Origin of the sequence: Halogranum gelatinilyticum, assembly GCF_900103715.1 — an archaeon.
In the GTDB taxonomy this organism is placed as follows: Archaea; Halobacteriota; Halobacteria; order Halobacteriales; family Haloferacaceae; genus Halogranum; species Halogranum gelatinilyticum.
This window is the reverse complement of the sequence record NZ_FNHL01000009.1, coordinates 40918-62713: the sequence shown is the minus strand read 5'-3', so window position 1 is coordinate 62713 and position 21796 is coordinate 40918. Positions and strand designations below refer to the sequence as shown.

Genomic DNA, 21796 nt, shown 5'->3' with positions numbered 1-21796 from the left:
CCTTTCTGATCAGTCGAGGTCGCCGCAGTCATTTGGTTATCTGGTTATATTTCTGTATGGCTTTGCAAACAGCTGTCTGTATAGCTACTCAGACAGTTTCTTCGGTGCGAGTGTCTGACGGAACTTTATGTAGGGGTCTACGGTAGACCTCGCGTATGAAACGGGCAGTCACGCTGTGGAGTGAATCCGGTGGAGTCGGGAAGACGACGCTCGCGACGAACACGGCGGCCGCGCTCGGGCGGCGCGGCGCGGACGTCCTCGTCGTCGACCTCGACCCCCAACTCGGGAGCCTGACAGACCACGTCGGCTACGGCGAGCTGAAGACCGGCGACCGCGACCATCTCGGCGACGTTCTCTTGGCCGAAGACCGCGACGCGAGCGACCTCGTCGTCGACGCGGGCGCGTTCGACCTCATCCCCTCCCACGAGGGGCTGGCGAACATCGAGAGCGAGATGGCCGCCCGTGGGACCAACCTCCGGGAGTTCCGCCTGCGCTCGGCACTGACACCGCTCGCTGGCGAGTACGACTACTTCCTCGTCGACCCGCCCGCGACGCTGAACGTCCTCGTCGACAACGCGCTCGTCGCCGCGCGCGACGTGGTCATCCCCATCGAGCTGACGCGCAAGGGCAGCGTCTCCATCGACGGGCTGGAGGACACCCTCGACAGTATGCAACGGGGCTTCCAGACGTTCGACGAGGACTTCCGGCTTGGGATTCTCGCTGTCGTCCCCAACGAGGTCGGCGACTCGAACATCTACCGCGAGGTGCGCGAGCAGTTGGAGACCGACGGCAAGCCGGTCACGCCGTTCGGCATCCGCAAGCGCGACGTGCTGAAACAGGCGTGGCAGGCCCAGATGGATCTCTTCACCTTCGCCGAATCCGAGGAGACGCGCGACCTGCGCGACTACGAGAAGGACCTGCTGGAGCAGTTCGAGACCGTCGCGCGAGTCATCGAAGAGGGGTCGGTTGAGGCGGCGACCCCCGAGGAGGTGGCCCGGTGACGAAAGACGACCGCTACGGGGCAGCTGGCGACAGCTACGGGTCGAGCGGCGACAGTTACGGGACGCCGAGCGAACCGGGCGAGTCGAGCGGTGCGAGCCGAAACGGCCACGAGGCGGCGACGGAATCTGCGGAGTCGACGGAGTCGGCAGAGTCGTCGACGCAGTCGGACGGTCTCGGCGACCTGCCGTTCATCTTCGCGCGACGGACGGTCAAAGCCGACCGCGACGCACTGCCGGTCTACGTTCGCGACGTGACCGCCGAAGACATCGACGCGCTGGAGCGCGAGTTGGAGTCGCGGTTCGACGGCGACGACGTGATGTCGCTGGACGTCCGCGAGGCTGTGGTGAAAGCGGGTCTCAGAAACGTCGACGACGTCGTCGACGTGATGGAGGAGTGGGGATACGGCAGACGGTAGCGACGCGCTAGTCGTCCTCGTCTTCGTCTTTCTCGTCTCGTTCGATATCCTGATAGAAGCCGACGAACCTGTCGTGGTCGTCGACGCTGCCGATGGTCTCGTCGAGTTCCTCGCGGAGCACGGCGATTCTGTCGCTGAGTTCGATATACTCCTCGCTCTCTGCGAGCTCTGCGTTGCCTTTCTCGGACTCCAAGAGTGCCTTCTTCGAGGCCAGCGCGAACAGTTCCTGGACGCCCGTGTCGTAGGTGTTTCGCGTACAGAGCGTCGAGACGGTCTCGCGCAGGGCGTCTTTCGTCACCGGTTTGACGAGATAGTCGTCGAAGCCCATCGAGATGATGTCGAAGTCGGGCTCGACGGCAGTCACCATGGCGACGCGGCAGTCGATGCCGCGCTCGCGGACCGCGTTGAGGACCTCGTCGCCCGAGAGGTCCGGCATGCGCCGGTCGAGAAGCACGACCGCGACGTCGTCGTCGAGCGCGTCCAGCGCCTCGTGGCCGCCGTAGGCCGTGCGGACGCGGTACTCCGTACTCAGCCAGGTCGCGTACAGGTCTGCGAGGTCAGGCTCGTCTTCGACGACGAGGACGAGCGGGGATGCGTCACTCATTTGTCGGACAGTGGTGCCGTGTCAACACTCACGGCCTCTTATGTTATGTGCGAGTATATGAAAATACCCCTTAGCTGTTGTCTCTTGGGATTCACACATCAGATGGCCTACCGTTCGACGACTTTCTGTGGTTCGTCGACCGCCTCGAGCGTGATACGCGTCGCTTCGACCTCCTCCAGCACGGACCCCCAGCCGCCGACGACGACGGTTCGCTCGTCCGTCCGGACGTGGATGGCGACCTGTCCAGCCAGCTGCGGGAGCGAGGGAATCCCCTCGACGGCACCCTTCCCCTGGTAGAACAGGTCGGTCACCTGCCCGGTGAGCGTCGTCCGCTCTCCGGTCTCCGTCGAGAAGCCCTCGACCGTCACGGTCGGCTCCGCGCCCTCGTCGAGCAACGGCTCGATGTCGCGGACGAACCGCCGGATGTCCGAGTAGGGCAGCGGCGGGTCGGTCGGCCTGCCGTCGTAGATCACGTCCCAGACCTCCCAGAGGCAGGTCTGGAAATACCAGTGGAAGACGTAGGTGAGCGTGTAGTCGTCGACGAGGACGCCGTACTCGTTCAGCGAGGCCGCGTGCGGGGCGAAGCAGGTCTCCGTGCGGTCGACGAGCGCGACGAACTGCGTCGGCAGGTTCCGGTGACGGAGTTCGGTGACGACGCCTTCGAGGTCGTCGACCGGGACGTCCTGGTTCTCCTCGGTGGGGTCGGTGTGTACCGAGACGTTGACGATGGCACCGTTGTCGTACGCGGCGGCGAGCGCGGGTCGCAGCGCGTGGAACTGGTCGGGCGTCGCCGCCAGTTGGACCTCGTCTTCGGCGTTGCGGATGGTCGCCGCCGCGCGGTCGAAGACCGTCTCGAAGCGCTTGACGATGCTGACCTTGTGGGGGTCGACCTCCGGCTCCTCCCAGCGTTTCTCGATCTCCTCGGCCGCGTCGGAGAGGAGGTCCGCTCGGTCCCTGAGGTCCGAAAGCACGTCGTCGGGGTCGTGTGCGCGAGCGTGCAGGCTCTCTTGGTCGTACGTCTCGATGTAGCCCTTCGTCTCGAGGTCGCGGAGCACGTCGTAGATGCGCGCCGTCGGCACGGCGCACGCGTCGGCGAGTTCCGTCGCGCTCGCCGAGCCGAGTCGCAGAAGCGCGGTGTACGCCTCCGCCTGATACTGCGAGAGACCGGCGTCCTCCAGTGCTCCCCGTAGCTCCGCAGAGTCCATTAGTATGTATCGACGTTGTACATGACTATTAATTCGTTCCCTCGAACGGTGGGGTTATTGCCGGCTGTCACGAACGCCGAGCCGATGCCCTCCCGACGCACGTTTCTCGCGACCGCGGGCAGCGGCCTGCTCGCGAGTGCCGCTGGCTGTCTCTCTCCCGCGACCGACCGCGACGTCTCGGGGTCGTGGACCCACGTCGGCCGCACGCCAGCGCGGTCGAGTCTTGCACCGTCGGCGGCGGGCGGTACTGTCTGTTCTGACGGACCCAACGGATTTGGCGACTCGGCGACGATATCGTGGTGACTCATGACTGCCTTCGACGACTACGACTGTCAGCACTGTGGCGAGACGTACCGCGCGCTGGACGGCTCGAACGCGGTCGCGACGGGCTACTGTAGCCCGCGGTGCGAGTCCGGCGGGAAGGGACTCTGACGGCGGGTTCGAGAGTGCGAAAGCTGAAGAGAAACCAGAGAAGACGAGTCGAGAAACGAGAACAGCGGAGAGAAACTGAGAACGACGAGCGACGCGCTTACTCGTTCGGGCTGTAGTTCGGCGCCTCGTCCGTGATCATCACGTCGTGCGGGTGGCCCTCGGTCTGGCCGGCCGCGGAGACGCGGACGAACTCGGACTTCTCCTTGAACGCCGGGATGGTCTCGGCACCGACGTAGCCCATACCGGACTGCATCCCGCCGACGAGCTGGTGGAGTTCGGAGGCGAGCGTGCCCTTGTACGGCGTCGCGGCCTCGACACCCTCGGGGACGTACTCCTCGTCCTCGGGTTCGTCCTTGAGATAGCGGTCGCCGCCGCCGGACTTCATCGCGCCGACGCTGCCCATGCCTCTGTACTGCTTGTACTTCTTGCCGTTCATCGTGATGACGCGGCCGGGAGCTTCGTCCGTACCGGCGAAGTAGGAGCCGAGCATGACGGCGTCGGCTCCGGCGGCGACGGCCTTGATGGCGTCACCGGAGTAGCGGATGCCACCGTCGGCGATGACCGGGACGCCCTCGGGACCGGCGACGTCGGCGACCTCGGCGACGGCCGAAATCTGCGGCATCCCCGAGCCGGAGACGACGCGGGTCGTACAGATGGAGCCGGGACCGATGCCGACCTTGACGCCGTCGGCGAAGCCGACGACCTCCTTCGCTGCTTCGCGGGTGCCGATGTTGCCGACGACGACGTCGGCCTCGACGGTCTCCGCGATGGCGCGGGCGGCGTCGATGACGTTCAGGTTGTGCGCGTGTGCGCAGTCGATGAAGAGGACGTCCGCACCGGCCTCGTCGGCGGCGGCGGCGCGCTCCTCGTCGAACGGGCCGACGGCGACGCCACAGAGGAGCTTGTCCTCGTCGTCGCGGGCGGCGTTCTCGTGTTCGCGACGCTGGAGGATGCCCTGCATCGTGACGAGACCGATCAGCCGGTCCTCGTCGTCGACGATGGGGACGCGCTCGATCTTGTAGTCGTACATGAGTTCGAGCGCCTCGCGAGCGGTCACGTCCGCACCCGCGGTGATGACCTCGTCGGTCATGGCCTCACGGACGGCGTCGGACTCGCCGACCTCGAGGTAGGGACGGATGTCGGTGCCGGAGATGATGCCCAGGACCGTGTCGTCATCGTCGACGACAGGCGCGCCGGAGACGCCAGCGCGCTCCATCATCAGGTCGACCTCGCTGATGGTCTGGCTCGCGTTCGCCGTGACGACGTCCTCGCGGGAGATGACGAGTTCGTCGGCGCGCTTGATGCGCGAGATCTCCTCGACCATCGCCTCGATGTCCATGTTACGGTGCAGGACGCCGAGCCCGCCCTCGCGGGCCATCCCGATGGCCATGTCGCTCTCGGTGACGGTGTCCATCGCGGCCGAGAGGATGGGGATGTTGAGTTCGACGTTGGTCGAGACGCGCGTCGACACGTCTGCGTCGTCGGGTTCGACACGGCTCTCCATCGGGCGGAGCAGCACGTCGTCGAAGGTCAGCGACTCGGGTACGCGGAGTTTCTCCGAAAAGGGTTCTCGTTCGGGAACGTCGTTCGCCATATAAATCGTGAACCGTGGGGCGTCAAAAACGTTGCGAGATGGCACGTCCGTGCGTGGTCGTCTCAGTGCTAGGGGAGAGAATATTCACGTCGGTGCATACAACGCTCGTGAACGTGCCGAGGCGCGCGCCGGCCCCGGTTGTGCCGCAATAATCACCGTAGTCGACAGCGGACAGTGACGAATCGTCGGCTTATCTCACGAGTTCCTAACCATCTCAATTCTCATTTAAATACTGTCTCGCGGATTCTGTTGGCACGTGCGGTCATGTCCCACACAACGTTTATTACTTCACTCCCACGATGTTTGGATATGAACTCCGACAGTCTTGTCGCATCGCGTATTGCCGGTCAGACGACCCCCGTATCCGGCGTCAAATTTACAGCGATGTGGCGGACATTTAAACAGGAGTTCCTCGGCGGAGACGACGCCACCTTGGGGGAGTTGCGTTCCTATCGCCGTTTGGCCGATGGTGACGGCCGCTAGCCCCGAATGAGTGTCTCACAGCACCCTGTAGCCCTCAGACTCGAACAGCAGGTCGGCGGCGCGACCAAGCTGCTCGCGACCGTCATGGGTCTCCCACTCGTCGACGGTATCTTCCCTGCCCTCATCATCGCTGGCGCGCTCCAGAACCCCGTCGACGTCCTCGAGGCAGGTCTCCTCATCTTCGGTGGCTCGGCCACGGTGGCGGTCATCCTCGCCGAGATGGACGGCTCGCCACGCGAACAGGCGATGGCCGTTCTCATGCTCGGTGCGATTCTCCTACCCGTCGCGGCCGTCGAAGCCATGCTCGCCCAGACGCTGGCCGAGTTCCTGAACTTCGATATCTTCCACCGCTTCGCGGGCATCGTCATCCTCGCCATCGCCGCGAAGACGGCCTCCTCGAAGGTCGGCGAGTATCTCCCGAGTCCCGGTGCCATCATCGGACTCGGTCTCGTCGCGAGTTTCGAGTCGGTACCGTCCGAGGTCCAACTGCAGACGGATCCGGCGGTCATTGTCCCGGCCGTCGCCGCCGTCGGCGTCGGTATCGCCTTTGCGCTCTCGGTGGCACTGCTCGGCCCGCGGCTGCGCGGTGCGGTCGACATCGACCTGTTCCGCTTCGGGAGTTCGGTTGCCCTCGGAATGCTGGCACTGTCGGTGCTGCAGGTGCCCGGTATCCCGGCCGACGCGCCCATCGCGCTCGTCGTCCTCTGCGTGACGGCCGTGTTCTCGTTCGACCCCGGTTCGGAGCTCGACGTGCCCGAAGCGGCCGACCTGGACCCGGCACTGACCGACGGTGGCGACGACCCGACCGAAGCTGCCGTCGCCGGTGTCGACGTCGAAGACGGCGCGGACGACGTGGATGCGGCCGCTGCCGAGGACCCGGAGGACGTGGACGGTTCCGACGACCCGTCGGACGACTCCGACGCCAGCGGCTACGACTACCCGAGTCAGGACGAGGCACGCGCGCCGTGGCTCTGAACGCGGACTGACTCGCCCCCTCTCGCCACCCCGTACCGCTGACGGTGCTCTTAGGTGGGTGGACCTACTCTCGCCCGTATGAGCAACCGCGTCGTGCAGGGACGGATGGTGACGCCGAAACGACTCGCCGAACTCGTCGAGGGTGAACGGCCGATGGAGGCCGAACCCATCGAGGACGCCGACCGCGACTGCCCCGACTGTGGCGGCAACGTCCTCTCCGTCGGCTATATGCCGAGCGTGACGGAGTTCGTGACAGCCTACAAATGCCAAGACTGTGACTGGGCCGACACCGACCGTTAACCGAAACCCCTTTTAGGCAATTCGCCATACGTGGACATGCAAGGGGTCGTGGCCAAGCCCGGCATGGCGACTGACTCCAGAGGTAACGCCCGGTGACGAACTCCAGACTGATATTCCGAGCGACCGACTGATCATCGGTTCGCGTTGACGACCCTCTGGAGTACCGAGGCAAACCGGAGATATCAGTCGATCGGGGGTTCAAATCCCTCCGACCCCACTTCCTTGCGACACTATTTCGGAGAGCCTTGCTGCTATCTCCCCAAGATAGCCCCCGCTCTCATCTCGTAACTCGGGGGAGACGGTGGGAAGTCGCTACAAGAGACTGGGAGACGACTGTCCTACCTCTGTCGGGAACACTACTACACCAACGAACAGTAGTTCGCTAACGGACTGATGTACCAGTGGATGAACCCGACCGGGTACCGGCAGAACGTCCTTACGCCTGAGTGGGATGACATCAGCGTCGGCATCTACATCATCGAAAACGAGAACGGTGCTACCGTCTACACGACGCAGAAACTCTTTTGAATCAGTCCCACCAATGGTCTTCAGGGTTCGCTCCATCCTCCTGTAACGGTGGAGGGAGGTCAGAACGGTCATCGGCAACCGTTATCATGCCGATCCAGTAGCCGACGTGATACGCGACTCGGTCGTGTTCAAGGTCTTCGATGTAGATGGTCGCGTCTGTGTAGTACTCTAGTGCATCATCTCCGTCCGGGTCGTATCCGTACGTTCTCACTGACGATTTCGGGTCGTCAACGTCGTCTCTGTAGGTGACGACGAGTGTCGCGTTGGCCCGGTCGTCGACGAAGGTGAACGACAGGTTCGACGGCATCCCCTTCGGGTCATCTTCGTAGTAGGTTACTGCGTGTTCAATCTGTTCGCGATACTCGTCTTGATTGAACTCACTGACGTTCGAGTCATCAACGTAGACGGTGAAGTTCGACGTCTTCCACGGATAGTAGCGGTCGGTTACATCCGGCTTTGGTAACGTGTAGTGGAAATCAGACTCGGTCATGAACGATGGCGTCGAAGAATGTTCCAGCCCGAGAGTGTGTCCCAACTCGTGTTTTAGGATGAGAAGAGTGCTATTGTTGTTGTAACCTGCCTCGACTTGAACTGGAGTAGAGAGATCTGCTTCTGCGTCAGGATCGATGACGGGTGCGCATCCGACCGTGTCGACAGTGTAGTCTGGGCCGCAGTCTGCGATGTCGTCGACGAATTGAATCTCGATGTCGGGCTGTCGTCGGTCCGGTACGAGTCGGTAGTCAATCGAGTAGCTACCGTATTGCTCGCTGTTGTTCTCCCAGTACTCCAGTGCCTGTCTGACCAGCGGTGTGACGTTTCTGTCCGGATTCACCGTCTGGTCGATACCCACGACGACGATGCTCTGGCCCCACGGGTTCTCAATCTCTGGTTCGGGTGTCGCCGTCGCAGTCGGTTCTGGCGTGGCTGTGGCAGTTTCGGTCTCCGTGCGTGTCTCTGATTGTGTCGCAGTCTCTTCTTCGGAGACTACCGTGGTCTCGTCTTCTCCACTGTCTGGTGTACCGGTCGGGCTGGCACCCGTGCATCCCGCGAGGAGAACCAAGACAGCGACGAGTAATACAGAAACCTTCGACATGAGCTGACATTTTATTCAACCAGATATTAATCTTCTCCTGACAAATCTGGCTGCTCGGTTCACGTGAGGAAGTGGTCAGTGATCTCGAACATTGGACATCTGTCCTCGCTCCTTGCTCCAATCAACGCGGCGAATCGGGTGAGGACACACTCATCACCGGGCTTTCCGGTGCTGGCCAGACGACGCTCGCGAAGTTCGTAATCAACGAAACAGAACAGGCGACACTCGGCGTTCAGACTTGATACGTGAACTGCCTCTCGTCGTCGACGAACGCCGATGTCCTGCACACGCTTCTTTGGGACACTGGACTCGGTCTCGACTTTGACCGTTCGTCGACCTCTATCGACGAATACCTCACCCGAATTAGAGAGGTCGACGATCAGCCGAATTCAGTCGTTCGCGCCACCGAACTGCTGGGGTGGCAGGCGGAGGTCGTCGAGACCGGGCAGATGTTTGATGTTGTAGATGACCTTCAGTTCGTCCGAAATGGGTTCGCTGATGCAGGAGAGTCGGATGCCGCGGTCGACCATCTCTTGGGAGAGGATGTGGTTCGAGGGCATCTCGACTTCGCCTTCGACGACGGCGACCGCACAGTTCGCGCACGCGCCGCCGCGGCAGGCGAAGGGCCACGAGTAGCCGCAGTCTTCGGCCGACTGGAGGAGGTTTCGGCCGTCGTCGTAGGAGAACACGCCGTAGTCCTCGGGCGCGAGGTCAGCCGCGGCGGCCTTCTCGAACAGGTCGTCGTCGCCGAGGTCCCAGCCGTGGTCGCTGAAGGTCTCGAAGTTGAGATATTCGATATGCGGGCCGCTGGGCTCTCGGGCGTCGGCCGTCGCCGGGTCGTCAGTTCCGTCGGACTCGCCGTTCGTCGTCTGGTCGACAGCGTCGGCGACGTCGAGCGCGTCGGGCTGGTAGCCCTGCTGGAGTTCCTCGTAGGCCGCTCGGACGCGCTGGAACTCGGCGGCGGACCCGCCCTGATCGGGATGGGCTTCCTTCACCCGCTGGCGGTATGCGGCGACGATCTCCTCGTCGCTCGCGTCCGCGTCGATCCCTAAAATCTCGAATGGGGACTCCACACGGCGAGGCAAGGACTCCGAGCGGTAAACCCTCACGCTTTCGGTAACGTGAACGCCAGTAACGTGTCGGCAGGGTGTCGAAACGACGACCCTCTCGGGGGGCGTCGTCCCGAGAGAACGGCCCACGTCGCTTCCATCTTCCAGACTCTCCGGATATATGTAATTTTTGACAATAACTATGTTGTTTGACGACATACTATACGGGGATGTTGTTCGACCTCACTGGGTTCCAACGTGACCTCCTGTACGTCATCAGCGGTCTCGAACGACCCTCTGGCCAAGAAGTGAAAGAGCGGTTCGAACGCGACTTCGGCGGCGAGATCAAGCACGGTCGGCTGTATCCCAACCTCGACCATCTCGTCGACAACGGCTACGTCGAGAAGGGGCGGCTGGACCGCCGCACCAACTACTACCAGCTGACTCATCTCGGCCGACAGAAACTCGACGAACGACGCGACTGGGAGAACCAGATCCAGACCGGGCAGGCGACAGGGTAGCCGGTCTCGACTCGGGTCGGCCGAGAGGGACCACCCAGCGTGTGCCACGCACGGCCGCCCGGCCGCTTGGCCGTTCGCGTCGGCAGGCGCGGTCCGCGCGAGCCTCGTTGAGAGCCCGGTCTGTGCGAGCACTATCGTCCAGTCCAACGTCTTTCTCGAACACTCTCTGGATTTCCAGTCAGAAACCTCATTGGTCGGCTGTTCGGTCGTGAGGACCGGTTTGGTGGAGCGTCTCCCCGAGGAGTCCGCAGACGACGGCCGTCACTCCGCGACGACGGCGGCGAGAAACCCCCGAATCCGCGCAGCGGTCTCGGCCCACGTCGGATGCGTCTGTGCGGTTTCGAGTGCAGCGACGCTCAGCCGGGCGAGTCGCTCACGGTTGCGACACAGCGGGGCGACCGCGTCGACGACGCTGCTCGCGTCGCCCGGGTCGACCAGCAGACCGTTGACGCGGTCGGTGACGAGTTCGGCCGCGCCACCGGCCGTCGAGGCCAACGCGGGGAGTCCGAAGGCCATCCCCTCGACGTAGGCGATGCCGAACCCCTCGTACTGTGAGGGCATCGCGAGGAGATGGCTCCGTTCGAGGACGGTCACGAGTTCGTCGTCGGGGAGCCGACCGGTGAACGTCACGTCCTCGACGAGACCGAGCGATGCGACGAGCGTGCGGAGCCGCAACGCGTAGTCCGGGTCGACCGTGTCGTCGCCGACGACGGTCAGCTCCCAGCCGCCGTCCGTCCGTGCCAGCCCTTCGACGAGCGTGTCCAGCCCCTTCCGCGGGGTGACGGAGCCGAGCGCGACGAGCCGCAGCGGTCCCTCGCTCGCTCGCTCGCGGACCTGGTCCGGGGTGGGCGTTCGGCCGAACCGGTCGAAGCGGTCGCCCGCGGGGTAGGCGACGACGCCGGGGTCGGGGTCGGCCAGTCTCGCGACGGTCTCGCGGGTCGTCTCGCTGTTGTAGACGAAGCCGTCGACGGTCGACAGATACCGACGCTCGACGGCGCGGTAGAGGTCGTTGCGCCACGCCGTCCGCGGCTCGACCGACCGGAGATGGTGGACGATGGCGACGATGGGTGTCTCGAAGCCGCTGCGACGCAGCCGACGGTTCGTCCACGCCAACGATGGGTGGCAGAGTTCGTCCTGCAGGAGCACGTCGAGGTCAGCCCGTCGCAGTTCCTGACGGAACTCCCGGTCAGCGTTGTCGGCGAGCGAGCGCGCGTAGCGCCGCTCGGGGAGCGAGAAGACCGTCACCTCGTCGCCCGCCTCGCGCAGATGGTCGACGAGTTCCGCGTCGTAGAGATAGCCGCCCGAGCGACGGTCGAGGTCGCCGTAGACGACGAGACCGACGTGCATCTACAGCGACGTCTCGTAGCGCGCCCACGCCTCGTCGTCCTCCCAGAGCTTCACGGAGGCCTTCGTCGGTACCTCGGGTTCGGCGTGGGCGACGATCTCCTCACAGAGAATCCGCGAGAAGTGCTCGACGCTGGGGTTCTTCCCCGCGAAGGAGTCCTGGTCGTTGAGCGTCGTGTCGCGGTAGCGGCCGATGACGGTCGCCATCGCGTCTTTCACGTCGTCGATGTCGACGAGATAGCCGTACTCGTTCAACTCGGGACCGTGGAAGCCGACCTCGGCGGTGAAGTGATGCGAGTGGAGTTCGCCCTCCGGGCCGGGGTCGGGGACGGTGAGGAAATGTTGGGCGACGAAGGAACGTCGGACCGTGACCGAGTACATGACCCGAACTCACTCCCCGTAGGTAAAGAGGATTTGCACGGTCCCCTCGCGGTCGGAGCCGAGGCTGTCGTAGGCGTCGGCCGCGCGCGAGAGCGGCAGCCGGTCGGTGACGAGCCGGTCGGTGTCGAGCCGAGAGAGCCAGTCCCAGGCCGTCTCGAACCGTCGCTCGGTCGTCCACCGGCCGCGGAACTCGGGGGCGATGGTGCTCACCTGACTGCTCTGGAGGTCGATGCGGCTGCGGTGGAAGCGGCCGCCGAGACCGAGGTCGGCCCGCTTGCGGCCGTACCACGAGCCGACGACGACGCGGCCGTCGTAGCCCGTCACGTCGATGGCGTCGTCGAGTGCCTCGGGGTTCCCCGAGAGTTCGTAGGTCAGGTCGGTCCCCTGGGGGACGTCGGCGTGGCCGTTGGTCGCCGGGTCGAGCGCGAACCGTTCGCGGGTCTCGGCGGGCGTGAGGCTCTCGTCCGCGCCGAACTGCCGGGAGAGGTCGCGACGGGCGGCGACGGTGTCGACCGTCGTCAGCTGCTCCAGTGGGAACGACGAGAGGATGGCCGTCGTGAGTAGGCCGACGACGCCCTGGCCGAAGACGGCCACGCGTTCGCCGACGACCGGGCGGCCGTCCATGACGAAGTTGAGTGCCGTCTCCACGTTCGGCAGGAGCGCGGCGGTCTCGGGCGAACAGCCGTCGGGGACGACGTGCAGGTCGGCCGGCTCCGCGAGGAAGTGCGTCTCGTGGGGGTTGAACGCGAAGACGGTGCGGTCGAGCCACGCCTCGTCGACGTCGTCGCCGACGGCGGTCACGGTGCCGACGGCGGCGTAGCCGTAGGTGAAGGGATACTCGAACGTCCCCGACAGTGCCGGAAGCGACGAGTCGATGGGGAGGTTCGACGGTGCGTTGCCCTCGTAGAGCAGCCGCTCCGTACCGGGGCTGACCGCCGAGACGGTCGTCTGGACGCGGACTTCGTCGGCACCGGGCGTCGGAACCGGCCGCTCGCGAAGGGCCACTTCCTCGGGTGCCGTGAAGTAGAGCGAGCGTGCTGGCATCTCAGTCAGTCGAGAGCGTCGGCGAGTCGGTCGCGGCGAACTCGACGGCGGTGCCGCGGTGCCGACAGTCCTCCAGGGCGTGTTTCGCCGCGAACCCGGCCTCGTGTGGCGAGGGTGCGGTGCCGACACCGACTTTCAGTTCGACGCCGACCTCGGCCTCGACGGCGTCGATGGCGGCCTGGTACGTGGCGGGCGACAGCTCCGGACAGACGGCGATGATGTTGTCGCCGCCGACGAAGAAGGAGAGCGCGCCGTGCTCCTCGCGCATATACCGCATCAGCGCGGCGTAGCCCTGTTCGATCTGAATGAACGTGTCGAACTCGTTGAGCCGGTCGGTGTACTTGCCCGTGGCGTCATCGACGTCGAAGTGCGCGATGTGGAGGTCGTCGGCGGCCTGCCCCGTATGGAACTCTCCGGCGAGGACTTCGGTCCGCTCGGCGTCCTGCGCGCTTCCGGCTGCCTGCACCCCCGCCGTCGCGGTTTCGAGTGCCTCGACGGGTATCTCGTCGACGCCGACGCCGAGGCTCAGGGTGACCGGATAGCGGTTGCCGACGGACTCCTGCAGGAGTTCGTGGTCAGTGCGGTCCAGCCCGTTCGTCACCGCGACCATGTTGTCGAAGCGGGTGAAGAAGACGTAGCCGCCGCGGTTGCCGACGAACTGTGCGAGGTCAGCGAAGAGTCGCGACTGGAGCGTCTGGAGGTCCATCTCGCGGCGCGGTTCCGGCGTTACGGTCCACGGCCCGTAGTTGTCGATCTGGATGTGTGTGAGCTGCGTGTTCGTCACTACCCCCTCCTCAGGAGGGCGTACTATTCGTTCTTTGGTTCGCCGAAGTCCCAGACGCCGCTCGACCGGTGGCCGACGGCCCCGACACGACCGGGAGCTTCAATCCGTCCCCCGCCCTACCGCCGCCAATGAGTTATCGCGGTGTCATCCTCGACGTCGACGGCACGGTCGTCCGCGGCGACACACAGCTGCCGGGCGCGGCCGACGCGCTCGACAGCCTCGCCGACGCGGGGCTTCGACGACTGTTCCTCTCGAACAACCCGACGAAGCCACCGGCGGCCTACGTCGACCGCTTCGAGCGGGCGGGGCTGGCGGTCGACGCCGACGAGGTGATGACCTCCGGCACCGTCACGGTCGAGTATCTCCGCGAGTTCCACGCCCGCGACGACCTCTTTCTCGTCGGCGAGTCCGGCTTCCGCACCCAGCTCGACGACGCCGACCTGTCTGTCGTCGACGACCCCGACGCCGCCGAGGCGGTCGTCGTCTCCATCGACCGGGACTTCCACTACGACCAGCTGACGCGGGCACACCGCGCGCTCGACGGCGGGGTGACGTTTCTCGGCACCGACCCCGACGTGACCATCCCGACCGACCAGGGACTGATTCCGGGGTCGGGGGCCATCATCCGCGCCGTCGCGGGCGTCGTCGGCCGCGACCCCGACCGCGTGCTCGGCAAGCCCGACGAGTACGCCCGCGAGCTAGCCTTGGATTTCCTCGGCGTCGACCCCGCGGACTGCCTCGTCGTCGGCGACCGTCTCGACACCGACATCGCGCTCGGTGCCAGCGCGGGGATGACGACGGTGCTCGTCCGGACCGGCGTCACCGACGAGGCCGCGCTGGCGAACTCGGCTATCGAGCCGGACTACGTGTTGGACTCCATCGCCGCCATCGACCGCGTGCTGGACGGCGACGACTGAGCGGGTCGCTCGCGACGGACGCGGTCGGCGACGATTGATTGGTTCACCAGCGACCGAACGGCCGCGACCTGAGAAACCATTATCGTTTCTGAATGAGATATCTAGTCGCTATGCCAGGCAAGAAGATCCTCATGCTCGTCGGCGACTTCGGCGAGGACTACGAGATTATGGTTCCCTTCCAAGCACTCCAGGCCGTCGGCCACGAGGTCCACGCCGTCTGTCCCGAGCGCGCGGCCGGAGACAAAGTAAAGACCGCCGTCCACGACTTCCGCGGCGACCAGACCTACCTCGAAACGCGCGGTCACGACTTCGAGTTGAACGCGACGTTCGCCGAGGTCGACCCCGCCGACTACGACGCGCTCGTCGTCCCCGGCGGCCGCGCCCCGGAGTATCTCCGCACCTACGACGAGGTGCTCGACATGGTCCGACACTTCTTCGACGCGGAGAAGCCCGTCGCGTCCATCTGTCACGGGCCGCAGATTCTCGCCGCCGCGGGCGTCCTCGACGGCTACGAGCTGACGGCGTATCCCGCGGTCCAGGCCGAGGTCACCGCCGCGGGCTGTTCGTGGGTCGACGGCGTCGTGACGGACAGAAACCTCGTCACGGGCCAGGCGTGGCCCGACCACCCCGAGTGGATCGCGGGCTTCCTCGACCTGCTCGGGACCGACATCCACCACGGCGAGGTCGCCGCGGCCGACGACTGAGCGACGAAATATCGTCCGGGCGGCCGTCGGTCACGCTCCGACGGACGCCAGCAGGCGGCGTGGTATCCCGTGATATGCGGAGTATTTCTCCGAGAAGAGCGTCTAGACGGTATGGTCTCCTCGAAGCGGCTTCTCGTCGTCGCGGTCGCCGCAGTCGTCGTCCTCACGCCGCTCACCCTGTTCATGCTCGTGGTCGCCCCGCCGGGGTTCATGTACAGCCACTACACCACCTACTCGTATACGACGACAGTCAGCACGAACAGCACCGTCGAGAACGCGACGGTACTGCTCCCGTTCCCCGTCGGCGACGACGTCGGAGCGGACCCCCTCTCGGAGCTGTGGCTCTACGACGACGCGGGGAACCGGATCACCGACTGGGATACGGCAGTCGTCGAGACGCCGCACGGCCCGATGCTGCGCTTGCACACCGACCGGTTGGTTGGCGAAGACCGCTACACTCTCTGGACCTACGCCTCCAACGGGTCGGTCATCGACCGACGGATCATCGACGCTGACGAGGTGCCGGAGAACATGACGAACCGGCGGCTCGTCCCGGAACCGACGAGCTACTCGGTCGGCTGGCAGGTGACCGTCGACCACGACATCGAGACTCGGTATCCCATCGGCAACGGGTCGTTCCTCGCACCGGTCGACAACGTGACGTCGGTCGACTGCCGCGACCCGTGGACGGCGACGGACGTCTGTATGTCGTTCTCCAGCGTGGCGTCGGTGACGTACGAGAGCGAGACGCCGGCGACGGTCACGCTCGGTGAGGTCCGGTTCGAGGGCTGGAACGAGTGGGGGTTCGGCCTCTCGAACAGTTTCAACGCTTTCGAATCGAGCACGACGGCGACGACCTTCACCGCGGACCGACAGGGGTGGACCGTCCTCGACGGCCAACTCCACGCGGGCATGGGCCGCTACGACGGTCCACGACGATAGACGCCGCACACCGCGGACCGACGCTGTCGACCCGAGGCCCTCGCCCTCCCGCACGGCCGCCAATCCGGTCAGAAGCTCCGTCTGTCGGCCACACCCGAGACTGTCAACAGATTGTTAGCTGTCTGACGGAGTGTTTATTATATCGCCTTCCCGAGGTGTGGTATGGAAGACCGTGACACGCCGTACCGCTTCCGTGATGAACTGGCCGCCAAACCAACGCACGACCCGGAGGAGCGAGAGGTCGTCATCGTCGACGGACAGGCCATGACATACCGAAGCTACCGGCGGTAGTCACGGAGAAACGCGGACTGCTTTTTTCTAGGACCGACCGCCGAGCGGTGCGACGGTCGGGACGCGGTTATGGTCTTGAGGCGTCGCTGTCGGCGGCGAGACTGTTCTGCCGTTCGGCCGTGTCGGTCGGCACCGATGCCGTTGCTCCGAAGCTCGGTCAGGTCTGCGTGGGATGTGCAGCGTACGCCGGTAGTGCACAGGCAGCCAGTTCGGAGGGGTCCGCGGGCAGTTGGTGTTCCTCGTCGAGATGCGTCCGCACCGCCGCCCCAACCTCGACCCGATCGGCACCGCGTGCGACGAACCCGCAGTCACAGAGACAGCTCAGTTTGAAACTCATGATACCGAGTCAGTGTCGCGGACCACATATAACCTCATGCATAGATGAATATAGTCAACAATAGGTGTATAAGGGGCGTTTCGGACCATCCGTGGTCGACAGCCGCTAAAGCCCGGCACGGCCGGTGAGCGGCGTCCGGCGTCGCCACTGCGGAGCGGAGTGTCAAAAAACGGGAGTCGGTTGGGAACGCTTAGAACGCGCCGCCGTGGACGGTGATGTCGGCGTGGAGACCGTCGCGGAGCGCGCTGTGGACGTGGCAGATGTCCTCGGCGCGGGTGACGATCTCGCCGAGTTCGTCGTCCGAGAGGTCGGCCTCGACGTAGATGTCGAAGCGGATGGCCTCGAGGTCGTCGTCGTCGTCGAGGTCGGCACTCGCGTCGATCTGGAGCTTTCCGAGGTCGTCCTCGCCACGCTGCTGGCCGCCGACGCGGAAGGCGGGCAGGAAACAGGACGCATAGGTCGCGACGAGCGCGGCGTTCGGGTTCGGGCCGGTCTCGTCCGTGGCGTCGATGGCCATATCGAAGTCGCCGACCTGACTCGTACACGCATATCCTTCCTCACTGACGGTGGTGGTCTCGATGTCGCTCATTGCACTCGAACGGTGGGATGCAACCATCCTAAAGCTAACCCAATCGGTGCTCACTGCGTCGGCCACTGCGGCGGCCACCGCGGACGCGAGCGTCGAAAAAAGCGGCCCGGTCGGCGCGACTACTCCAGCGTGAACGTCTCGTCGCCGTCGAGTGCGTGGAGTTCGGCGGCCGCACCCGTCGCGTCGAGTTCGCGCTCGAAGTCCTCCATGTCGATCTCGATGGGCGGGAAGGTGTCGTAGTGCATCGGGAAGACGTGGTCGACGCCGAGCCAGTCGGCGGCGATGGCGGCCTGCCACGGACCCATCGTGAAGTGGTCACCGACGGGCAGCGCGGCGGCGTCAGGCTCCAGATACGGGCCGATGACCTCACGCATCTCGGTCATGAGACCGGTGTCGCCGGCGTGGTAGAAGGTCGTCGACTCGTCGTCTGCGGCCTGCGTCGGGACCGTGTCGCTGATGACGTAGCCGGCGGGCATCCCGGCACTCGTGCCGTAGCCCGTCTCGATGCCGTTGGAGTGGTCGGCGCGGTGCATCGTGACGTAGGCGTCGCCACATTCGACGGTGCCGCCGAGGTTCATCCCCATGCCGCCGACGGCGTCCTCGAAGCCCCAGTTCTCCTTGGCGTACTCGACGAGTTCCGGTGTCGCCACGAGCGTCGCGTCGTTGAACTTGTGGGCGTGCGCGACGTGGTCGGCGTGGCCGTGTGTCAGGAGCACGTAGTCCGGCTCGTCGATCTCCTCGACGTCCAGCGACGTGTGCGGGTTGTCGAAGAACGGGTCGATGAGCAGCGACGTCTCGCCGACGGTGACGTACCAGGTGGAGTGACCGTGCCAGGTGAGTTCCATAGTGCGTCCGGACGTACTCACGGAACGATGATAAATGATGGCGAGCAGGAAAACGTCAGATACCGCGTCGCTCCCCCGGCCACAGCACCTCGCCGTTTCACAAAGGACTAAACGCCGTGCCAAGGAGGCTCACGTATGCACCACGTTCGATTCCGCGACCCGGCTGGCGCAGTCCGGCAGGGCGAGTGGCACGAGGACGCGATCACCTTCGGCGGCGAGCGGTACGACCACGACGAGGTCGACATCCTCCCGCCGTGTGAGCCGTCCAAAATCGTCTGTATCGGCCGCAACTACGCCGAACACGCCGCCGAGATGGACAACGATATGCCCAACCGGCCGCTGCTCTTCCTCAAGCCGCCGAACACGCTCGCGGGCCACGGCGACACCGTCACGCTTCCGGCCGACAAGGAGCGTATCGACCACGAGGCCGAGTTGGCAGTCGTCATCGGCGAGCAGTGTCGCCACGTCGACGCCGAAGACGCGATGGACGTCGTCGCCGGCTTCACCTGCCTCAACGACCTCTCGAACCGCGACGACCAGAACAAAGAGCAGAACTGGGTCCGCGGCAAGGCCTTCGACGGCTCGGCTCCCATGGGTCCGGTCCTGGCCGACCCCGAGCACGTCCCGGACGATGCCGCCGTCGAACTCCGTGTCAACGGCGACCTCCGACAGGAAGGCAGCCGCGACCAGCTGTTCTTCGACGTCCCGACGCTCATCGAGGAGATCACGACCTACCTGACGCTGGAACCCGGTGACGTCATCTCGACGGGCACGCCCGCGGGCGTCGGCCCGCTCGAAGACGGCGACACCGTCGAGGTCATCGTCGAAGGCGTCGGCACGCTGGAACACGACGTCCGCATCCCCTGAGCCGCGTCGGCGACCCATCCGTTCTCGTTCAGCATCCCATCCTGCCCACAGCCACGCCGAACGGCAGGGCTTAAGTTTAGGTCTACCTAATCCGTGTTCAGATGGAGCTGACACGCCGTGACGCGCTGGTGGCACTCGCAGCCGCCAGCGGCGTCGGTGTCGCCGTCGGCGGCGCGTCGCTCGTCGGCGACGGTGACGAGAGCACCCAGCCGACGCCCGAGGAGACGCCCCCCGCGGCAGTGCTCGACACGCTCACGGCCGCGGCCGAGGTCCTCTTCCCCACCGAGGTCGACGGCCACGCCGAGTTCGTCGAGACCTACGTCCTCGGCCGTATCGAGGGTCGCGAGGACTACCGCGCGGGTCTCGTCGCTGCCGCGACTGACCTCGACGACCTGGCGCGCGACTGGCAGGGTGACGCCTTCGCAGCCCTCGATCCGGCCGTCCGCGACCGACTGCTGCGGGACCTCGGCGTCGAGACGGCCGACCCGGACCCCGAGGGACCGATTTCGAATCGGGTCCGCTACTTCGTCGTCAACGACCTGCTCTTCGCGTTCTACTCCTCACCCGTCGGCGGAGAGCTCGTCGGTATCGAGAATCCGATTGGACATCCCGGCGGGACCCAGAGCTACCAGCAGGCGTCGGTGGATGGACGGGGAGGCGACGATGGCTGACGGCCACGCCGACCGGACGCCCATCGACGGCGCGGACCTCTGCGTCGTCGGCAGCGGGCCAGCCGGCTCGATGCTCGCGCACCGACTCGCCGAGGCCGGACACGAGGTCGTGATACTCGAAGCCGGTCGCCGCTTCGAAATGGACGAACGGCTCGAACAGCAGGAGGCACATATCCGTCCCGGCCAGGGTAACATCTGGGAGATGGGCGGCGAGCGCGACGCCTACACGTCCTCGGGCGACAGCTACTACCCGCTGAACGCCTCGCGGGTGAAGGGCGTCGGCGGGTCGACGCTCCACTGGCAGGGGATGGTGATGCGGCTGCACGAGCGGGATTTCGAGATGAACTCCCGCCACGGCGTCGGCACCGACTGGCCCCTCGACTACGACGACCTCCGACCCTACTACGCCGCCGCCGAGCGGGAACTCGGCGTCGCCGGTGCCGACGACAACCCCTACGCGCCGCCGCGGGAGGAGCCGTATCCGATGACCGCCTTCCCGCCGTCGCACTCGGACAGCCTGTTCGCCGAGGCCTGCGAGACGCTCGAACTCGATATGCACTCGGTGCCGAACGCACGGAACTCCGAAGGCTACGACGGCCGCTCGCCCTGCGTCGGCTACGGCACGTGCAAACCGGTGTGTCCCTCCGGCGCGAAGTACACCGCCGAGGGCCACGTCGACAAGGCTGAGGCGGCGGGCGCGACGGTCGTCGACCGCGTGCCCGTCCAGCGACTCGAACACGACGATGCGGGTGAGTCGGTTACGGCCGCGGTCTACGTGACTCCCGACGGAACCGAGCACCGACAGACGGCCGACCAGTTCGTCGTCGCCGCCGGCGGGGTGGAGACGCCGCGACTGCTCCTGCTCTCGGAGTCGCCGCAGTATCCCGACGGGCTTGCCAACTCCTCGGAAACCCTCGGCCGCTACTTCATGGACCATCTCTTCGCCGGGATGGGCGGCCGACTCGACCGGCCCACGCGACAGAACCACGTCGGCTTCAACACCAGCGAGTGCCACCAGTTCTACGACGATACCGACCCAGTCAACGGGCTCAAACTGGAGTTCCTCAACTACGCTGGGCCGTCGCCCGTCATCGAGGCGCTGAACGGCGAGACGTGGGGCGACGAACTTCTGGGCCAGTTGCAGGACTCCTACGGCAGCCACATCGCGATGGGCGCGCTCGTCGAGCAGTTACCCCAAGAAGAGAACTACGTCACTCTCGACGACTCGCAGACGGACGACCACGGCAACCCCGTGCCGGAGGTCCACTGGGGCGTCGACGACGACACGAAAGCCGCGCTCGAACGGGCAAACGAGGTTCAGCGCGCCGTCTTGGAGGAACTCGGCGTCGACATCGAGTGGTCGGTCGGCCCCGACACCACCGGGCCGGCGTACCACCACATGGGGACGACACGGATGGGCGAGAACCCGAGCGAGAGCGTCGTCGACGCCGACTGCCGGACGCACGACCTCTCGAACCTGTGGCTCGTCGGGTCGAGCGTCTTCCCGACCGGTGGCGCGATGAATCCGACACTGACAATCGCGGCACTGTCGTTGCGGGCGGCCGACGCGCTGGACGCGGTGCTGTAACCGCCGACTCGCAGCCGCCGACTCGCAGCCGCCGACTCACGGCCACTGGCGTCACGACACTCGTTTACACACCACCCCAGCACTCTTCTCCTGCCCGCCTCACGTCTCACCCGAAGCTGAATGACGCTCGACTAAGCTGCCCTCCGGTCGCGTCGCCCCGACGGTTCCGTCACCCGAGTCTATCCACACAGCGGTGACGACTACTTGGCGACTCGACCCCCTGTTTTCGACACTCTCACACTGGAGAGTGTCACGCACCGGTTCCCGAGCAGCCGTCACACGACGGTGGCC

Annotated in this window: 28 protein-coding genes and 1 tRNA gene; 17 read left to right on the top strand and 12 right to left on the bottom strand. The window is 65.4% G+C overall.

From position 1 onward, the window contains the following. Positions 1-155 precede the first annotated feature (155 nt). Positions 156-1001 (top strand): ParA family protein, encoded by an 846-nt coding sequence (locus BLR57_RS18475; protein ID WP_089700141.1) that lies wholly within the window; start codon positions 156-158, stop codon positions 999-1001. Then, positions 998-1417 carry a DUF7970 domain-containing protein gene (locus tag BLR57_RS18470; RefSeq protein ID WP_089700139.1) on the top strand — a complete coding sequence of 140 codons (420 nt, stop codon included), beginning with the start codon at positions 998-1000 and terminating at the stop codon, positions 1415-1417. Before BLR57_RS18475 ends, BLR57_RS18470 begins: the two co-directional genes overlap by 4 nt. Before the next feature lie 7 nt (positions 1418-1424). On the opposite strand, the gene BLR57_RS18465 is transcribed toward BLR57_RS18470, so the two are convergent. After that, positions 1425-2021, bottom strand: coding sequence for a HalX domain-containing protein (locus BLR57_RS18465; protein WP_089700138.1), 597 nt, complete (start codon positions 2019-2021; stop codon positions 1425-1427). Between the two features lie 107 nt (positions 2022-2128). After that, positions 2129-3226: a TrmB family transcriptional regulator gene (locus BLR57_RS18460; RefSeq protein ID WP_089700136.1), complete on the bottom strand. Its 1098-nt coding sequence runs from the start codon at positions 3224-3226 to the stop codon at positions 2129-2131. Positions 3227-3310: 84 nt separating this feature from the next. On the opposite strand from BLR57_RS18460, the gene BLR57_RS18455 reads away from it, so the two are divergent. Continuing rightward, entirely contained in the window at positions 3311-3529 is a 219-nt protein-coding gene (locus BLR57_RS18455) for a hypothetical protein (RefSeq protein WP_089700134.1), read from the top strand. Between the two features lie 3 nt (positions 3530-3532). Then, positions 3533-3658: a hypothetical protein gene (locus tag BLR57_RS19950; RefSeq protein WP_280140470.1), complete on the top strand. Its 126-nt coding sequence runs from the start codon at positions 3533-3535 to the stop codon at positions 3656-3658. Positions 3659-3755: 97 nt separating this feature from the next. Here BLR57_RS19950 and guaB read toward each other — a convergent pair whose 3' ends face one another. After that, positions 3756-5252, bottom strand: a complete 1497-nt coding sequence (guaB, locus tag BLR57_RS18450) for an IMP dehydrogenase (protein ID WP_089700132.1) — start codon at positions 5250-5252, stop codon at positions 3756-3758. Between the two features lie 309 nt (positions 5253-5561). On the opposite strand from guaB, the gene BLR57_RS19575 reads away from it, so the two are divergent. The 5 genes from BLR57_RS19575 (at position 5562) to BLR57_RS19945 (ending at position 7538) form a co-directional block, all read left to right on the top strand. Beyond that, positions 5562-5735 (top strand): DUF8099 family protein, encoded by a 174-nt coding sequence (locus BLR57_RS19575; RefSeq protein ID WP_170830709.1) that lies wholly within the window; start codon positions 5562-5564, stop codon positions 5733-5735. 6 nt (positions 5736-5741) lie between these two features. Next, entirely contained in the window at positions 5742-6710 is a 969-nt protein-coding gene (locus BLR57_RS18445; protein WP_089700130.1) for a DUF5794 domain-containing protein, read from the top strand. 78 nt (positions 6711-6788) lie between these two features. Further along, a complete protein-coding gene (locus tag BLR57_RS18440; protein WP_089700127.1) occupies positions 6789-7010 on the top strand; it encodes a DUF5795 family protein in 222 nt (73 codons plus the stop codon). A gap of 42 nt (positions 7011-7052) precedes the next feature. Continuing rightward, positions 7053-7227, top strand: a tRNA-Trp gene (locus BLR57_RS19570). A 176-nt stretch (positions 7228-7403) separates the two neighbouring features. Then, positions 7404-7538 carry a spore germination YkwD domain-containing protein gene (locus BLR57_RS19945; RefSeq protein ID WP_280140469.1) on the top strand — a complete coding sequence of 45 codons (135 nt, stop codon included), beginning with the start codon at positions 7404-7406 and terminating at the stop codon, positions 7536-7538. A gap of 1 nt (position 7539) precedes the next feature. Here BLR57_RS19945 and BLR57_RS18435 read toward each other — a convergent pair whose 3' ends face one another. Next, positions 7540-8631, bottom strand: a complete 1092-nt coding sequence (locus BLR57_RS18435) for a matrixin family metalloprotease (protein ID WP_089700125.1) — start codon at positions 8629-8631, stop codon at positions 7540-7542. Between the two features lie 389 nt (positions 8632-9020). Then, the gene (gene fer, locus BLR57_RS18425) at positions 9021-9704 is read right to left on the bottom strand and encodes a ferredoxin Fer (protein WP_089700123.1); all 684 of its coding nucleotides are present in this window, start codon (positions 9702-9704) and stop codon (positions 9021-9023) included. Between the two features lie 209 nt (positions 9705-9913). Here fer and BLR57_RS18420 point away from each other — a divergent pair, with 209 nt between their 5' ends. After that, positions 9914-10201 (top strand): PadR family transcriptional regulator, encoded by a 288-nt coding sequence (locus BLR57_RS18420; protein WP_089700228.1) that lies wholly within the window; start codon positions 9914-9916, stop codon positions 10199-10201. A 261-nt stretch (positions 10202-10462) separates the two neighbouring features. Here the strand turns inward: BLR57_RS18420 and BLR57_RS18415 are convergent, their stop codons facing one another. The 4 genes from BLR57_RS18415 to BLR57_RS18400 are packed head-to-tail and all read right to left on the bottom strand — an operon-like array spanning position 10463 to position 13754. Continuing rightward, positions 10463-11548: a glycosyltransferase family 4 protein gene (locus tag BLR57_RS18415; protein WP_089700121.1), complete on the bottom strand. Its 1086-nt coding sequence runs from the start codon at positions 11546-11548 to the stop codon at positions 10463-10465. Next, the gene (locus BLR57_RS18410; protein ID WP_089700119.1) at positions 11549-11926 is read right to left on the bottom strand and encodes a 6-pyruvoyl trahydropterin synthase family protein; all 378 of its coding nucleotides are present in this window, start codon (positions 11924-11926) and stop codon (positions 11549-11551) included. 9 nt (positions 11927-11935) lie between these two features. Beyond that, positions 11936-12970 carry a zinc-dependent alcohol dehydrogenase gene (locus tag BLR57_RS18405; RefSeq protein ID WP_089700117.1) on the bottom strand — a complete coding sequence of 345 codons (1035 nt, stop codon included), beginning with the start codon at positions 12968-12970 and terminating at the stop codon, positions 11936-11938. Position 12971: 1 nt separating this feature from the next. Then, positions 12972-13754 carry a GTP cyclohydrolase IIa gene (locus BLR57_RS18400; protein ID WP_089700115.1) on the bottom strand — a complete coding sequence of 261 codons (783 nt, stop codon included), beginning with the start codon at positions 13752-13754 and terminating at the stop codon, positions 12972-12974. Between the two features lie 128 nt (positions 13755-13882). Here BLR57_RS18400 and BLR57_RS18395 point away from each other — a divergent pair, with 128 nt between their 5' ends. The 4 genes from BLR57_RS18395 to BLR57_RS19940 all read left to right on the top strand — a co-directional run bounded on the left by BLR57_RS18395 (position 13883) and on the right by BLR57_RS19940 (position 16608). Then, on the top strand, positions 13883-14671 hold the full coding sequence (locus BLR57_RS18395) for an HAD-IIA family hydrolase (protein ID WP_089700113.1): 789 nt from the start codon (positions 13883-13885) through the stop codon (positions 14669-14671). A gap of 110 nt (positions 14672-14781) precedes the next feature. Further along, positions 14782-15375 (top strand): DJ-1/PfpI family protein, encoded by a 594-nt coding sequence (locus BLR57_RS18390; protein ID WP_089700111.1) that lies wholly within the window; start codon positions 14782-14784, stop codon positions 15373-15375. 111 nt (positions 15376-15486) lie between these two features. Further along, positions 15487-16317 (top strand): hypothetical protein, encoded by an 831-nt coding sequence (locus BLR57_RS18385; protein ID WP_089700109.1) that lies wholly within the window; start codon positions 15487-15489, stop codon positions 16315-16317. A gap of 162 nt (positions 16318-16479) precedes the next feature. Further along, a complete protein-coding gene (locus BLR57_RS19940) occupies positions 16480-16608 on the top strand; it encodes a hypothetical protein (protein WP_280140468.1) in 129 nt (42 codons plus the stop codon). A 157-nt stretch (positions 16609-16765) separates the two neighbouring features. Here the strand turns inward: BLR57_RS19940 and BLR57_RS18380 are convergent, their stop codons facing one another. From BLR57_RS18380 to BLR57_RS18370, 3 genes are all read right to left on the bottom strand, one after another. Continuing rightward, the gene (locus BLR57_RS18380; protein WP_089700107.1) at positions 16766-16945 is read right to left on the bottom strand and encodes a DUF1059 domain-containing protein; all 180 of its coding nucleotides are present in this window, start codon (positions 16943-16945) and stop codon (positions 16766-16768) included. Positions 16946-17135: 190 nt separating this feature from the next. Beyond that, the gene (locus tag BLR57_RS18375; RefSeq protein ID WP_089700105.1) at positions 17136-17534 is read right to left on the bottom strand and encodes an OsmC family protein; all 399 of its coding nucleotides are present in this window, start codon (positions 17532-17534) and stop codon (positions 17136-17138) included. Between the two features lie 119 nt (positions 17535-17653). After that, positions 17654-18379, bottom strand: a complete 726-nt coding sequence (locus BLR57_RS18370; protein WP_089700103.1) for a metal-dependent hydrolase — start codon at positions 18377-18379, stop codon at positions 17654-17656. Between the two features lie 135 nt (positions 18380-18514). Here BLR57_RS18370 and BLR57_RS18365 point away from each other — a divergent pair, with 135 nt between their 5' ends. The 3 genes from BLR57_RS18365 (at position 18515) to BLR57_RS18355 (ending at position 21505) form a co-directional block, all read left to right on the top strand. Further along, positions 18515-19246 carry a fumarylacetoacetate hydrolase family protein gene (locus BLR57_RS18365; RefSeq protein ID WP_089700101.1) on the top strand — a complete coding sequence of 244 codons (732 nt, stop codon included), beginning with the start codon at positions 18515-18517 and terminating at the stop codon, positions 19244-19246. A 101-nt stretch (positions 19247-19347) separates the two neighbouring features. Beyond that, complete coding sequence (locus BLR57_RS18360) at positions 19348-19917, top strand: gluconate 2-dehydrogenase subunit 3 family protein (protein WP_089700099.1); 570 nt, start codon at positions 19348-19350, stop codon at positions 19915-19917. Then, the gene (locus BLR57_RS18355; protein ID WP_089700226.1) at positions 19910-21505 is read left to right on the top strand and encodes a GMC family oxidoreductase; all 1596 of its coding nucleotides are present in this window, start codon (positions 19910-19912) and stop codon (positions 21503-21505) included. The genes BLR57_RS18360 and BLR57_RS18355 overlap by 8 nt, the downstream gene beginning before the upstream one ends. Positions 21506-21796: the final 291 nt, after the last annotated feature.